A 14,341-nucleotide genomic window follows, 5' to 3' on the forward strand; every position below is an offset into this window, starting at 1 on the left:
ATTTTTAACAGAATTTCTTGTCATAACCCGATAGATCAGCAGTTCTGCATGTCATTAATCAATCATTCAAAATAATAATGTATTTTATATAAAATACTTTAATTTTTTAAATGTTTTTTGGGTTTTTATATGTTCTTTGTTGATCTAAGTTAATTTTTAGTAAATATTCTCTTACCTGTTGAAGATTATTGTGCTTTCTTATAGTTAGAAATGATTAATTAAGGTAATGAAATGATGGAAAATAGCAAACGGTTTGAAGATATGCTTTCTCGTTTTGTTGGGAACGGCCCTTATCTGGAAATTGATGGTGAAAAGTATATCGATGCGGCCTCTGGAACATTTAACCTTCCACTTGGGTACACTAATCGTAGAATAGCAGAAAAATTAAAACAGCAGATCGATAGATGTACACATCTAAGTTCAGCTTATACCCATGAAATGTCCCAATATATTTTGGCTAAATTAGTTAAACATACTCCTGAAGGAATTAATAGAATATGGTTGCGTGATGTTTCCGGTTCTGGGGCAGTTGAATGTGCAATTCGTATCGCGCAAAAAGCAACAGGGCGTTCAGGAGTTATCTCTTTCTTTCTGGCTCATCATGGCCAATCTTTAGCCACGGCGCAAATTTCGGGCAATGCTTTTAGAATTAAAGATTTCCATGTCAACATTGATGGTTCTTTAAAAGTTCCAACCCCTGCGAGTGTCATGTCAGAATTTGAACCGAATACAGAACCCAATCAATATTTTGACTTGGAGCAATTTATTCAATTAGGTTCAAATGACAATATTGCTTGTCTTATTATTGAGCCTATTCAAGGAAACGGCGGGAATAACGTTTTCCCTGTCGATTTTTACCGTAAGATCAGAGACATCTGCCATAAACATGACATTATTATTATTGCAGATGAAGTACAGACTGGATTTGGCCGTACCGGGACATTTTTTGCTTCAACCGGTTATGCCAAAGAATTAGAGCCAGATATTATTGTTTTCGCTAAGGGCGCTGGTGGCATAGGTATTCCTACCGGTGGCGTGCTGATGCGGAGTTCATTGGATGTATTAGAGTCATTCGAACATTCCAGTACATCAGGCGCTAACCCTCTTTCATTAACAGCTCTCAACGAAATTATCGATATTATCGAAGACGAACAGGTTCTGGAGAATGTGCAACGTCATGAAGCTTATTTACGTGATGGCTTATTAGCATTACAGCATAAATACCCAGAGATTACCGGTGTTAGGGGAGTCGGTTATATGTTTGGCTTTGATACGCCATCACCGGAATTTGCGGCACAAGCGATTGCAATAGCGAACTCGCATAACTTGATCATCCGTGGTTCTCGTTATGGTAAAGGTCGTGCGCTTAAAGTTCGTCCACCGCTAATTTGTACTCAGGAGCATTTAAACGAAATTCTGCATAAACTTGATCTGACTTTTGCTGATATGACATTAAATATGTTTGACAACAAGGAGGTAGCGTAATGAAAGCACTTAAATTTAATCGGGTGTGGGATGTGCAAATCCAGGATATTGAACCGTTACGCTGTGTTGAGTCTGATGATGTTGTCGTTGATATTGCGGTGTGTGGCGTTTGTGGTACGGATGTTGGGATTATCACCGGATCTTATCCTGTTGCTATTCCGGGAACCACTCTGGGCCATGAAACAACGGGAGTTGTTGCGCAAATAGGGAAGAGTGTCACTCATTTTAATGTGGGGGACCGTGTTGTCATCAATCCGACCTATTCCTGTGGGCATTGTCGGATGTGCCAGACAGGTAGTCCAAATCATTGTGAGAAAAAATTGGGAACCGAAGCGGGGGTTTCCTATGACGGGGCATTTGCTGAACAGTATCTGGCTAAAGAGAGTTCACTGATAAAGCTGGATGATCATGTCAGTATGGAAGAGGCATCATTGACTGAGCCACTCAGTTGCACACTGACCGGGGTTGATAAACTGGGCATTACTCATACTAATATTCGTGCGGCGGTCGCTGGCGCAGGCCCAATGGGAATGCTCTACATTTGGGCTTTACATGCCAAAGGCGTTAAGGCTTTCATGGTCGAGAAAAACGAAAGTCGTGTTCAATTTGCCAAAGAAAATCTGCCGCCGGAATGTGAGCTGTATACTGATTTTGATGAGGCATTGGCGCAACAATATGGTGATAAATTAGCGCTTATCGATCTATGTGTGGATACGACCGGCCAGTTAACCGAATACATTTTTGACCATTTGGCGCCTGGCGGAAAATTGTTGAATGTCGCGCTTAAAGATAAGCATGCCAATCTTGATATCTTGAAAATTGCTGATAAGAGCCTTTCCGTGATTGGTTCCATTGATTCTCTGAATAACAGTTTTGAGCGTGCTTATACCATGATCCGTGATGGTGTTATTCCAGCCGGTCGTCTGGTCAGCCAAATTTTTGATTTTAATGATTACTTGCAGGCTTTTCTCACTGTGGGTTGTGATATTGCGTGCAAAAGCCAAAAACCACTGTTTACTCCGAACTGTAAAGTGCTGATCCGTATTTCCGATCTAAAATAATGGAATGTTTCACATGGATAGATTTAATGTGATTTTTGATATCGATGGAGTCATTGTTGACAGTGAACAACTGCACTTTGATGTTCTTTGTGATTTGGCTCCTGATTACACACAGCATGTACAACCACAGCAACTTATTGGCCTGAGTCTGGAGGAAACGTTAGATTACATTGGGGTGCCAGCTCAGCAACAGCAAGAGATCACTGCCCAAATCGTCTCTGTTTACAAAGATAAGCTGTCTAAAAGTTACCTTCGTCCAGGGATTTCCAGGTTGATAGCGGCCTTACAACAGCACCGTATCCCTTTTGGCTTTGTTTCTACTGCGCCGCGGGAAGTCTGTTTGGCGAATATTGGATTACTGGAGTTGAATGAAAGCCCGGCTTTAATCTCTGGTGATGATGTTGCGAGGACGAAACCTCATCCAGATCCCTATCTTGCTATGTTGAAATTGAAGTCTATGGATGTTCATCAAACATTAGTGATTGAAGATACCGATTTGGGTATTACAGCAGCAACGCAGGCAGGTATTCCCTATGTGTATGCTTGGCCCCATGCTTTATCGGTTGCGGAACAGTATCAACAGGCAACTCGTATTATTGGGGCGCTGACCGATATTCCGCAATTTTCTAAAATTAATTTTGGGTAACTTAATGCTCTCCGTTAGTGATAGCGGAGGGCATTTTATTGACATAGAAGGAACATGAGTTGTCTGATCAAAATATTATCTCTTTGGTAAAACAACCCATTATGGCGACGCGCGCCGCTTTTTTTATTGCTGGTTTTAGTCTTGCAAGTTGGGCTCCCCTTATTCCTTTAGCTAAAGAACGGTTACAACTTGATAATGGCGCTATGGGGCTTCTAATGTTGGCATTCGGCATTGGTTCTTTCATCATGATGCCAATAGCGGGCATGTTAGCCGCACGTTTCGGTTGCCGGAACATTTTCACTTTATGTGCTTTGGTCGTGCTAGTGATGTTGCCAGGGTTAAGTGTATTACCGACACCGTTGACACTGGCTTGCGTTTTATTTGTCTTTGGTGCAGGTATTGGGGCAATGGATGTTGTGGTCAATATCCATGCCGTCATGGTCGAGAAAATGGCTCAGCGGCCAATTATGTCTGGCTTTCACGCGTTATTTAGTTTGGGCGGGATCGCCGGCGCAGGATCGGTGAGTGCATTATTGTCTCTGGGAATATCTCCTCTCCAGGTGATGGTAATGGCGGTATTACTGATTATTTTATTGCTATTGCCGGTATGGGGCGGGTTATTGAACGAAGCCGAAGCGGGTAATACGCCATTCTTTGCTGTGCCTCATGGGATCGTGATTTTATTGGGCTTTCTCTGTTTTGTCGCTTATATCATGGAAGGATCAATGCTGGACTGGAGCGGTATATTATTAACCAGCGTACATAATATCAGTAGTCATCAGGCTGGTATCGGTTATACCCTGTTTGCTATTGCTATGACATCGGGCCGCTTTATGGGTGATAAGATTATTGCCCTTTATGGACATCAACGAGTTTTTATCAGCAGTGCTTTATTGGCGACTGTTGGGTTTATTCTTATTTACTCAGCATCAACCGCAATGATATTAGGACTCTCTTTCCTGATGATAGGCGCCGGATTATCCAATATAGCGCCAATGCTTTTTACCGCTTCTGGTCAACAGAAAATTATGCCTGATTCGCTGGCGGTTGCCGCGGTTTCTACAATGGGATATTCAGGGATTTTGCTGGGACCTGCAATCATTGGTGGATTAGCGCATATTGTGACATTACACGGCGCTTTTGCTTGTATTGCTTTACTCTCTATCTCCTTATTTGCAGGATATAAATTGATTAATTCGAGCGGAAGATAATAGAGGAAATTCCTATGAGTTTGTCACAATATCATTGGCTTAATGAACCATCCGATTGGCAATGTGGCATTGATTGGCTTAATGTCACCACAGATCATAAGACCGACTTTTGGCAGAAAACATGGTATGGCTTTGAACGTCATAATGGCCATGTTTTTGGGCGTTATGTTGAGAATGATTTCACCTTTCAACTCTGTATTGAAGGCTGTTTTGAACATTTATACGATCAAGCAGGAGTCATGCTATTAGTCGATGAGAAACATTGGCTGAAAGGCGGAATTGAATATTCTGATGGTCATGCCACGATTGGTAGTGTGCTGACACGTCATCATTCTGATTGGTCTATGGGCGTATTTCCCGGTGATTCTAGTAAATTCTGGTTACGTTTGACTCGTGAAGAGGGGTATTTAAGATTGCAATATTCCACTGATGGTTTACGGTGGCCATTGTTGAGGTTGGCTCCTTTTTTTGAAGATAAACAACCCGTCTTTGTTGGTGCAATGTGTTGTTCTCCAGAACGGCACGGATTACAGGTGAGGTTTTCTGATTTCCAATTGGCACCGCCAATAAAAAAACCATTGCATGATTTAAGTTAGCCAGACATGCTTTAAAGCACCCGGAGCAATATGCTTCGGGTGTTATATATCAAGTCAGATGTTTAAACTCTTTCTAGAATAAAACCGGTAAAGTCAGCAGTTGCTTCTTCTGGAAGTTCTACAAATTGTTCTTTCAGTATGTAAACACGTAAAAGTCCCTCTTCATCTGTGTTTAATTCAACTGAACCGGTCGTAAAATTGAAGCTATTTACAACAAAGGATTCGGGGCCAAATGTGCGATTCTGTAAACCAAAATAAGCTGGCAATGCCCTTTGTGGTATTTTTTTTATCGATAAGCGTGCTGTACCCGTCAGTCTATATCTAACGTTAGGTTCTAATCCTGTTATAATTTGATCAATGACGCCAGAGCTGGAATAGCTTTGGATGCTAAGAAAATTAACCCCATTCTCGGATAAAATTTCTACAGTTTCAGGGGCTGGAATTCTCCAGCCTTTATATCCTTCATCAAATGAGCCATTAACCAGTTCTTTATTAGCGTTTTTTGTATCAGAATAATCTGTGCGATTTAATATTTTCTTCATATCCATATATGAGTCCTGTTAAATGAATAACGATTGAATTTTATTTTTCTTAATAATTTTTTCTGTAAGTACTTTAGCAATAATGGGGAAATATTCAATGGTGTTTTTCAATTGAATATTATGTCTGTGATAATTAGTGTGAAAATAAATGAGGTGACGAAATTATTACGATGGGGATTTATTTTTAAATAATTGAGCTATATTCTAGTTAAAATATCACTTTGTAATTTTTAAGTTTATTTTTTCAACCTATATTTAAACACCCAGAGCAGTGAACTCTGGGTGTTTAAAATGTTAAAATATATCGAAGTTAAATGCTTAGGCTTTCTCTAAAATAAAACCGGTAAAGTCAGCGGTTTCTCCGTCTGGGCGAGGGCCAACTTGGTCTTTCAATAAATAAACGCGTAAAAGTCCCTTTTGATCTGTACTTAATTCTACCGAACCTGTTGTAAAATCGGTGCTGTTTACAGCAAAAGAGTTGGGGCCATCGGTATGGCTCTGTAAACCAAAATAAGCTGATGAGGCCCATTCTGCTGATACGCGAGCTGTACCGGTTAGTTTATATTTAGTGTTAGGTTCTAATCCTTCGATAATTTGATCAATGACGCCTGAACCGGTAACGCTTTGGATTCTGATAAAGTGCACGCCATTTTCAGATAAGATTTCTACTGATTCAGGAGCTGGGATTCTCCAGCCGTTATATCCTTCTTCGAATGAGCCGTTTACCAGTTCTTTATGAGAGTTTTTCTTGCTATCAGAATAATCTTCATTATTCAGGATTTCTTGTACGTTCATATATTAGTCCTTTTTAAATAGATAGAAATGAGTTTAATTTCTTTCAGCGCTTTGTTTTTCGGGGGGGCACTTTATCAATAATGGGATAATACTCAATTGTATTTTTTGTTGGTGGTGAATTGTAATTTGTGTAAATTAATAAAAATATGGAATAAATTAGGGTGAATTTCAATATGTGTGGTGTATTTTATTTAGTTTTATCGCTATTTTTCGGTATTAATTGGAGTTTAATGTTGAATTCCATTCTGGAAATAGGTAATTAATCTGTCTATGAAGAATGTATTGCCTATTTAATGAATATTAAGATGTACGATTTTTTTCTTTATGTGGATAATTTGTATCTTGATAAGTAATTTATTTGTATATTAAAGGTTAAATTTAAGTTTGCGCAAAGTGATTGTGTTGAAATAGTAGGCGAATTCGATTGGGAAGTTCTTATTCAAAATTCAGAAAATATATTTTAAATGAGAGTTGTTTTATTGTTTATCTCATCGAGTTATATTACTGTCTGGTATTAGCACCAGACAGTTTTCTATATTAAATCCTATTTTTCTGGAGTTATTACCTATTAAGGGCTTTTACTTAAAATCGAATTATTTGAGAAGAGAGAAAATTAAATTATCGGCCTAAATAACCATCCCAATCTTTCCAGACAGGTTGTAACCCGGCTTTAATTAATACTTCCGCGACCTGATAAACAGAACGGTTATCATGCGGCATAAATTGTTCCAATTCTTCGCGGCTATTATCTGCGTAACCACCGGGTTGGGTTTTAGAACCGGCACTAACATTATTAATCGCTAGTGGTATGACATGATCGCGGAAGAATGGAGATTCGCGGGTAGAAATAGAAAGCTCAACATCTGGCGCCAATAAACGAAAAGCACAAATCAGTTGTACCAGTTCTGCTTCACTCATCAGCGATGCAGGCTCAATGCCTCCAGCACAAGGTCGCAAACGTGGGAATGAAATAGAGTAACGGCTCTGCCAATATGTACGTTGTAGAAAGAATAAATGCTCCGCCACCATATAGCAGTCTGTCCGCCAATGATTAGAGAGGCCAATTAGCGCTCCTAAACCGATTTTATCGATTTTTGCCCGACCAAGACGATCGGGTGTTTGTAGTCGCCAGTGAAAATCCCGTTTCTTACCCCGTAGATGATGCAACAGGTAAGTTGGCTCATGATAGGTTTCCTGATAAACCATCACACCATCTAGCCCCAGCGTTTTTAATTCTGAGTACTCTTCCTGTGTCATAGGCTGGACTTCCATCATTATTGAGCTGAAATATTCGCGGATAAGTGGCAGATAGCGGCGGAAATAATCCATACCGACCTTGCCCTGATGTTCTCCGGTGACTAATAACAGATTGTCGAAGCCCAGCGCTTTAATCGCCTGACATTCGGCAATAATTTCATCTTTATTCAGTGTCTTGCGTTTGATGCGGTTACTCATTGAGAACCCGCAATAGGTGCAGTCATTGGCACACAAATTGGAGAGATAAAGCGGTACATAAAAACCGACGGTGTTACCGAAGCGTTGACGAGTCAGTTTCTGTGCCCGTTGTGCCAGTGGTTCGATATAGGATTTCGCAGCCGGAGAGAGCAAAGCCATGAAATCGTCCAGATTTAATTTGTTGCTGCTTAATGCTCGTTCAACATCCTGCGCGGTTTTGCTATTAATGCGAAGGGTAATGTCATCCCAGTCCAACTGCTGCCAGCGGTAACTAAAATGGCTGTTTGTAAGATGATTTGTCATCACAACACTCTCAGGAAATCAGTCAGCGGACTGGATGCAACAGCATGTTGTTTTGGACTTGCCAGACCAGCTTGAGAGGATAATTCGCCTGCTTCAATCGCCATTTTAAAAGCTTGAGCCATTTTTATGGGATCTCGTGCAACGGCAATTGCGGTGTTGACTAATACGGCATCAGCTCCTAGTTCAATCGCTTCCAGCGCATGGCTTGGTGCGCCGATGCCGGCATCAATAACCACCGGCACTTGTGCTTGCTCAATAATAATTTGCAGGAAATCTCGCGTTAGTAGCCCTTGATTAGAGCCGATCGGCGCGCCTAAAGGCATGACCGCCGCGCAACCCACCTCTTCCAGACGTTTACACAAAACGGGATCAGCACTGCAATAGGGCAGAACGACAAACCCATCTTTGACCAACATTTCCGCGCCTTTGAGTGTTTCAACCGGGTCAGGCAATAAGTATTTCACATCCGGGTGGATCTCCAGTTTGATCCAGTTGGTTGCCAGTGCTTCACGGGCCAGACGGGCGGCAAACAGAGCCTCTTCTGCGGTTTTGGCCCCAGAAGTATTTGGCAGCAATTTGACGCCAAGTTTTTGCAATGGCGCCAAAATAGCGTCATTACCGCTTTGCAAATCAATGCGTTTCATTGCCATCGTGACAAGCTGACTGCCGGAGGCGGCTATAGCTTGAGTCATTACATTTGCGTTGGCGAATTTGCCTGTACCGGTAAATAGGCGGGAATGAAAAGTCGTATCAGCAATTTTTAACATATCAACCTCCAGCAATAGCCTGAAATAAAAGGATATTGTCTCCATCATTGATCTGATGCGTATTCCACTCTGAACGCGGAATAATGGTTTGATTAATAGCCAGTGCCATTCCCGGTTGTGTTTGTTTAAGTTGTTCTAGCAATTGCTGTATAGCCAGAGGAGCCATAAGCTCCATCGGCTGGTCGTTTACCGTAATTTTCATGCAATATCTCTGCAAATCGGGCATTGTTGCGACGGGTTAAGTTGTAGTGTGCTCCAGCTTTGCTGTTTACCATCAAACAGTCGGAGCTTGCCGCTTAACGGGGAAGGAAGCCCGGTTAACATTTTGATGGCTTCCAATGCCTGTAATGTGCCGATGATACCGACTACCGGACCTAATACACCCGCAGTCCGGCAATTTCGTAGTGGTTCTTCCTGTTCAGGGTAGAGACAGCTATAGCAGCCATGAAGATAAGGGGGTTCAAATACCATAAGTTGGCCGCTAAAACCGACAGCACTGCCGCTAATCAATGGCTTTCGTGTTGCCACACAAGCGGCATTGATAGCGTGGCGGGTTGTCATGTTGTCACAGCAATCGAGAACCAGATCGACTTGCTTCACGATTGTTGTCAGAGATTCCAGGTCCTGTCGTTGATTAAGGACCATTGTTCTTATCAGCGGATTCAATGCATTGAGTTGATTGGCTGCAAGTTCAGCTTTTGCGGCAGGGATCTCTTCGGTGCGGTAAAGTATTTGCCGTTGTAAATTGGAAATGTGCAATTGGTCATCATCAGCGAGATAAATTGTTCCCACACCTGCCCCGGCCAGATAGAGAGAAGCGGGAGCGCCTAGCCCTCCCAGTCCGACAATCAGTACGCGGCTGGATTTCAGTTTTTCCTGCCCTTCCGGGCCGATATCTTCGAGTAACAGTTGTCGGCTGTAACGCATAAATTCTTGATCATTTAACATAAGAACCTCCTCTATCCCTTCAATTCAACGCCTTCAACCAGATGAAGCAGTTGTGCGGTTGCCTGACGCCAATCTTTTGCTTTGGTAATGGCACTAACCAGTGCCACACTGCCGACTCCCGTTGCAATGACATCCGGTACGCGTTCAAGAGAGATGCCTCCGATGGCGACAGTGGGATAGTCTGGCGTGCTTTCTACCTGCCGTTTCAGGGCTGCCAGTCCTTGCGGGGAAGATGGCATCTCTTTGGTCGTGGTTGGGAAAATATGGCCGAGAGCGATATAAGATGGACGCAGGGATTTTGCTCGAGTCAGCTCTTGTTCATCGTGGGTAGAGATTCCTAACCGCAATCCCGCTGTTTGGATGGCGTTCAGATCAGCGATAACTAAATCTTCCTGCCCAAGATGGACACCATAAGCGCCGTGCTTTATTGCCAGTCGCCAGTAGTCGTTGATAAACAAACGAGCGTTGTATTGGCGACTGAGCATAATGGCTTGCTGAATATCTTCTTCCACCTGATCTTCTGGTCGATCTTTAATTCTCAACTGAATTGTGGTGACGCCTGCTTTTAACAAACGGGAAATCCACTCTAGCGAATCCACGACGGGATATAGGCCCAATTTGTATTCAGTTGGGGCAAATGGCGCGTTAGGCAGATTGTTCATGGGATACATCCTCTACGCTGTGATACAACTCGCCACCGTGGGCGCGGAATGCTTCAGACATCTGTTCCATACCTGCGGCGTAATCGCGTACTTCCTGAGAAATCTTCATAGAGCAGAATTTAGGTCCACACATAGAACAGAAATGCGCAATTTTTCCGGACGCTTGTGGCAAAGTTTCATCGTGATAGGCGCGAGCAGTATCGGGATCGAGCGCCAGATTAAATTGATCTTCCCAACGAAATTCAAAACGTGCTTTGGACATCGCGTTATCGCGGATTTGTGCGCCGGGATGACCTTTGGCGAGATCGGCGGCATGAGCAGCGATTTTGTAGGTAATCAGCCCTTGTTTAACATCGTCTTTGTTTGGCAAACCGAGATGCTCTTTTGGCGTCACATAACAGAGCATGGCGCAGCCAAACCAGCCAATCATGGCTGCGCCGATACCGGAAGTAAAATGGTCATAACCCGGTGCAATATCTGTTGTCAGTGGGCCAAGAGTATAGAAAGGGGCTTCGTGACAATGCTCTAATTCTTCCGTTATATTGCGGCGGATCATCTGCATAGGAATATGCCCAGGACCTTCTATCATCACCTGAACATCATATTCCCAGGCAATTTTGGTCAGTTCACCTAATGTGTGCAGTTCTGCAAACTGCGCTTCATCATTAGCATCCTGAATAGAACCGGGGCGCAGACCGTCTCCCAATGATAGGGAAACATCATAAGCGGCGCAGATTTCACAAATTTCATGGAAATGTTGGTAGAGGAAGTTTTCTTGATGATGAGACAGACACCATTTCGCCATAATTGAACCACCGCGGGAGACAATCCCGGTGAGGCGTTTGGCTGTCATCGGTACATAGCGCAGTAATACACCGGCATGAATGGTGAAGTAATCAACTCCTTGTTCCGCTTGTTCCAGCAAGGTATCACGGAACATTTCCCAGGTGAGATTTTCCGCGACGCCATTGACTTTCTCCAGCGCCTGATAAATAGGGACTGTGCCGATAGGTACCGGGCTATTACGTAAGATCCATTCGCGGGTTTCGTGGATATAACGGCCTGTGGAGAGATCCATGACCGTATCTGCGCCCCAGCGAGTAGACCAGATTAACTTTTCTACTTCTTCCTCAATAGAAGAGGTGACGGAAGAATTACCGATATTAGCGTTAACCTTAACCAGAAAATTGCGGCCAATAATCATCGGTTCTGATTCAGGGTGATTAATATTGGCAGGAATAATAGCCCGACCGGCTGCGACTTCCTGACGGACAAATTCTGGTGTGATATTTTCCGGCAACTGAGCGCCAAAACTTTGTCCAGCATGTTGTTGGCGTAGCACATCACCGTGGATACGTTCGCGCCCCATATTTTCCCGCAGTGCGATAAATTCCATTTCCGGTGTGATGATGCCTTTGCGGGCATAGTGCAGTTGAGTAACGCATTTGCCTTCATGGGCTTTTAATGGATGGGGGCGATGATTGAAACGTAAATGATCGAGACCGGCATCCGCCAGGCGTTGCTGAGTAAAATCGGAGCCGAGGGCGGCAACAGGTTCAGTATCTTGGCGTTCATCGATCCACGGTTGGCGTAGCTTGGTTAACCCTACATGTACATCCAGTTTGGCATCAGGATCGCCATAAGCGCCGGAAGTATCATAAACCGGAATGGCTTCATTTTCCTCATACTGAGGCTCTTCTTTGGTTCCGCCAATTAACGTGGGCGATAACTGAATTTCGCGCATTGGAACTTGGATATCGTCACGGGAACCTTGAAGATAAATTCGTCGTGAATTTGGGAACGTCACGCCCTGAATAGAATTAATAAATTCCTGAGCGGCATCGCGTTGAGCTTTACGCGGGCGTGCCGGATTGGGTTTTGGTGAAATATCGGTTGTAGGGATAAAAGTATTATGAGACATAGCAAATTCCTAACTGTGTTATTGGGAAAGTTGCTTGTCTGGAGCTCGCAGGGAGTAATGGTTGATGGCTGGACAGGCCCGTAAAAAATTGGGTGGGCTAACAGCGGTTGATTACTCTTGTTCCCTTCGCGGGTATTAACCCGATCAGGTTCCGCGGATCCCGAATTAACGGTCTCAGCCTGTGTATGCTGCGATAAAACAGCTTACGCTAGGCACTCCGACAAGAAAGCAAACAGTAGTATAGAAGGGATTATGAAAACTACAACCCTTACTGATTGAAAGTATTTACAGTGACCAGGTTAATTTTTTTTAGCTATGTTGCTGATTGTTTTGTGATCGATTTGTCATGTTTATTAATTTTTTAACTACAACTTGTTAAGGAAATAAGGCATGAAAAACTTTGATTCATCTAAAGTGGTTAAAGTTAAATTACCATTGTCGGGTTGGGTTGTTTCATGAAGATGGTGGACCAATGTTCGATATATTTCATGCCTATTTTGTACCTAACTGTATTTGTCAAATTTTATATAAAATGTCTAATATATATTTCGATATTTATGAGGAAGAAATTAGATTACGGTTTAATACTGCATTGAAAAAATTTTTGGATACAAAAGAGATAATAGATCATCTGGCGGGAATTCAGTCCAATTTTTTCGATCTGAACATCCAAGATTAACGGACATATAAGTAATCGATATTTTGATGAGGGAGGTTATTATGCGAATGCAAGTTAAAAATTCATTTAAATGAATGGATTTCATAAAGTAGTTGTTGTAAATATAATATTTGATCGTTTTTTATTTTCTGATATTTTATTCTTTAGGCTCTTCTATTAATGCATTCGATAAAGATTTGCCTGAGGAAATCTGAGACAATGTTTTTTGTAACTTGGTAGAAATACTATACCTTGACAATGAGTGGTAATGACTAACTGATAAAGACAGAGAAACAGATTGTGGCAAAGAAAGAAAAACAGCCTCACCATGATTCGTTATTCAAGCATTTTTTAACGCAGCCTGAAACGGCCAAAGAGTTTTTATCCCTTTATCTGCCCGAAGAGGTTCAGTTGTTGTGTGATTTAGCCACATTGAAACTGGAGTCCGGCAGTTTTGTGGATCGGCATTTACGTCAACTGCACAGTGATGTGCTGTACTCGGTTGAAACGGTCCGGGGACAGGGCTATATCTATTGTCTGATTGAGCATCAGTCCACCCCTGACCCGCTGATGGCCTGGCGGCTGATGCATTATGCCATGTCAGCTATGGCGGCTCACCTGAAAAAAGGCCATGCTGAACTCCCTTTGGTGGCGCCGCTGCTGTTTTATCATGGGGAGGTTCGGCCATATCCTTACTCAAACCGGTGGCTGGATTGTTTTACGCTCCCTGAACAGGCTGCCCGTTTATACCATCAGGCGTTTCCGTTGGTGGACGTCAGTGCGCTCAGCGATGAAGAGATCCTGACGCATAAAGGCGTTGCCCTGATGGAACTGGTGCAAAAACACATCCGCTGCCGGGATATGCAGGAATGGCTCCTCCAATTGGTGGAACTCTTGAATGCAGGGTATAATACAACCGAACAGCGCAATGTGGTGTTACGCTATATTTTACTGAATGGGCATACGCTGGATCTCTCCCAATTTGTCCATCAACTGATTGAACAATCTCCGGAGCATGAAACGATGTTGATGACTATTGCAGAACAGCTTGAACAAAAAGGGCTTGAGCGTGGTATTGAACTAGGCCGAGAAGAAGGTATTGAGCTAGGCCGAGAGAAAGGTATTGAGCTAGGTCGAGAGGAAGGTATTGAACTAGGCCGAGAGAAAGGTAAAGTGGAAACGGCTCGTGCCTTATTACGGCATGGCGTGAGTTTAGACATTATTGTCACCAGTACCGGACTGAGCCGGGATAGAATTGAAGCGTTAAAGCATTAAATTCATCTTCTCTTTT

Annotated in this window: 14 protein-coding genes and 1 riboswitch; of the genes, 6 read left to right on the top strand and 8 right to left on the bottom strand. The window is 42.9% G+C overall.

All coding sequences use genetic code 11. From position 1 onward, the window contains the following. The first annotated feature begins 234 nt into the window (after positions 1-234). From B0X70_RS02195 to B0X70_RS02215, 5 genes are read left to right on the top strand one after another with little or no spacing between them, the layout of a single operon-like run. Entirely contained in the window at positions 235-1,485 is a 1,251-nt protein-coding gene (locus tag B0X70_RS02195) for a class-III pyridoxal-phosphate-dependent aminotransferase (RefSeq protein ID WP_046396166.1), read from the top strand. Then, the gene (locus B0X70_RS02200) at positions 1,485-2,546 is read left to right on the top strand and encodes a zinc-dependent alcohol dehydrogenase (RefSeq protein ID WP_217470783.1); all 1,062 of its coding nucleotides are present in this window, start codon (positions 1,485-1,487) and stop codon (positions 2,544-2,546) included. Before B0X70_RS02195 ends, B0X70_RS02200 begins: the two co-directional genes overlap by 1 nt. A 13-nt stretch (positions 2,547-2,559) precedes the next feature. Next, entirely contained in the window at positions 2,560-3,192 is a 633-nt protein-coding gene (locus tag B0X70_RS02205; protein WP_046396156.1) for an HAD family hydrolase, read from the top strand. A 59-nt stretch (positions 3,193-3,251) separates the two neighbouring features. Continuing rightward, positions 3,252-4,403 carry an MFS transporter gene (locus B0X70_RS02210; RefSeq protein WP_217470784.1) on the top strand — a complete coding sequence of 384 codons (1,152 nt, stop codon included), beginning with the start codon at positions 3,252-3,254 and terminating at the stop codon, positions 4,401-4,403. 14 nt (positions 4,404-4,417) lie between these two features. Next, a complete protein-coding gene (locus B0X70_RS02215) occupies positions 4,418-4,999 on the top strand; it encodes a DUF1349 domain-containing protein (protein WP_217470785.1) in 582 nt (193 codons plus the stop codon). Positions 5,000-5,061: 62 nt separating this feature from the next. Here B0X70_RS02215 and B0X70_RS02220 read toward each other — a convergent pair whose 3' ends face one another. The 8 genes from B0X70_RS02220 to thiC all read right to left on the bottom strand — a co-directional run bounded on the left by B0X70_RS02220 (position 5,062) and on the right by thiC (position 12,392). Further along, positions 5,062-5,547: a hypothetical protein gene (locus tag B0X70_RS02220; protein WP_046396159.1), complete on the bottom strand. Its 486-nt coding sequence runs from the start codon at positions 5,545-5,547 to the stop codon at positions 5,062-5,064. A 312-nt stretch (positions 5,548-5,859) separates the two neighbouring features. Next, a complete protein-coding gene (locus tag B0X70_RS02225; RefSeq protein ID WP_036814783.1) occupies positions 5,860-6,336 on the bottom strand; it encodes a carbohydrate binding domain-containing protein in 477 nt (158 codons plus the stop codon). Between the two features lie 618 nt (positions 6,337-6,954). After that, positions 6,955-8,094 (bottom strand): 2-iminoacetate synthase ThiH, encoded by a 1,140-nt coding sequence (gene thiH / locus B0X70_RS02230; protein ID WP_217470786.1) that lies wholly within the window; start codon positions 8,092-8,094, stop codon positions 6,955-6,957. Next, a complete protein-coding gene (locus B0X70_RS02235) occupies positions 8,094-8,861 on the bottom strand; it encodes a thiazole synthase (protein ID WP_036814780.1) in 768 nt (255 codons plus the stop codon). The genes thiH and B0X70_RS02235 overlap by 1 nt, the downstream gene beginning before the upstream one ends. Before the next feature lies 1 nt (position 8,862). Beyond that, a complete protein-coding gene (thiS, locus tag B0X70_RS02240) occupies positions 8,863-9,063 on the bottom strand; it encodes a sulfur carrier protein ThiS (RefSeq protein ID WP_046396161.1) in 201 nt (66 codons plus the stop codon). Further along, positions 9,060-9,809, bottom strand: a complete 750-nt coding sequence (locus B0X70_RS02245; RefSeq protein ID WP_046396162.1) for a HesA/MoeB/ThiF family protein — start codon at positions 9,807-9,809, stop codon at positions 9,060-9,062. Before B0X70_RS02245 ends, thiS begins: the two co-directional genes overlap by 4 nt. A gap of 11 nt (positions 9,810-9,820) precedes the next feature. Next, positions 9,821-10,471: a thiamine phosphate synthase gene (gene thiE, locus B0X70_RS02250; RefSeq protein ID WP_046396163.1), complete on the bottom strand. Its 651-nt coding sequence runs from the start codon at positions 10,469-10,471 to the stop codon at positions 9,821-9,823. Beyond that, complete coding sequence (gene thiC / locus B0X70_RS02255; protein ID WP_217470787.1) at positions 10,455-12,392, bottom strand: phosphomethylpyrimidine synthase ThiC; 1,938 nt, start codon at positions 12,390-12,392, stop codon at positions 10,455-10,457. The genes thiE and thiC overlap by 17 nt, the downstream gene beginning before the upstream one ends. 104 nt (positions 12,393-12,496) lie before the next feature. Then, positions 12,497-12,622, bottom strand: a riboswitch (TPP riboswitch). Between the two features lie 728 nt (positions 12,623-13,350). Between thiC and B0X70_RS02260 the strand changes: the two genes are divergently transcribed. Further along, on the top strand, positions 13,351-14,325 hold the full coding sequence (locus tag B0X70_RS02260; RefSeq protein WP_217470788.1) for an Rpn family recombination-promoting nuclease/putative transposase: 975 nt from the start codon (positions 13,351-13,353) through the stop codon (positions 14,323-14,325). Positions 14,326-14,341: the final 16 nt, after the last annotated feature.

The sequence above is a fragment of the Photorhabdus akhurstii genome (genome assembly GCF_019090985.1).
Lineage (GTDB): Bacteria > Pseudomonadota > Gammaproteobacteria > Enterobacterales > Enterobacteriaceae > Photorhabdus > Photorhabdus akhurstii.

Bases quoted from the DNA above. Each gene is read 5' to 3' on its own strand.
- thiH (WP_217470786.1), bottom strand. From the start codon at position 8,094: ATGACAAATCATCTTACAAACAGCCATTTTAGTTACCGCTGGCAGCAG.
- B0X70_RS02225 (WP_036814783.1), bottom strand. From the start codon at position 6,336: ATGAACGTACAAGAAATCCTGAATAATGAAGATTATTCTGATAGCAAG.
- thiE (WP_046396163.1), bottom strand. From the start codon at position 10,471: ATGAACAATCTGCCTAACGCGCCATTTGCCCCAACTGAATACAAATTG.
- B0X70_RS02205 (WP_046396156.1), top strand. From the start codon at position 2,560: ATGGATAGATTTAATGTGATTTTTGATATCGATGGAGTCATTGTTGAC.
- thiS (WP_046396161.1), bottom strand. From the start codon at position 9,063: ATGAAAATTACGGTAAACGACCAGCCGATGGAGCTTATGGCTCCTCTG.
- B0X70_RS02220 (WP_046396159.1), bottom strand. From the start codon at position 5,547: ATGGATATGAAGAAAATATTAAATCGCACAGATTATTCTGATACAAAA.
- B0X70_RS02200 (WP_217470783.1), top strand. From the start codon at position 1,485: ATGAAAGCACTTAAATTTAATCGGGTGTGGGATGTGCAAATCCAGGAT.
- B0X70_RS02215 (WP_217470785.1), top strand. From the start codon at position 4,418: ATGAGTTTGTCACAATATCATTGGCTTAATGAACCATCCGATTGGCAA.
- B0X70_RS02235 (WP_036814780.1), bottom strand. From the start codon at position 8,861: ATGTTAAAAATTGCTGATACGACTTTTCATTCCCGCCTATTTACCGGT.
- B0X70_RS02195 (WP_046396166.1), top strand. From the start codon at position 235: ATGGAAAATAGCAAACGGTTTGAAGATATGCTTTCTCGTTTTGTTGGG.
- thiC (WP_217470787.1), bottom strand. From the start codon at position 12,392: ATGTCTCATAATACTTTTATCCCTACAACCGATATTTCACCAAAACCC.
- B0X70_RS02245 (WP_046396162.1), bottom strand. From the start codon at position 9,809: ATGTTAAATGATCAAGAATTTATGCGTTACAGCCGACAACTGTTACTC.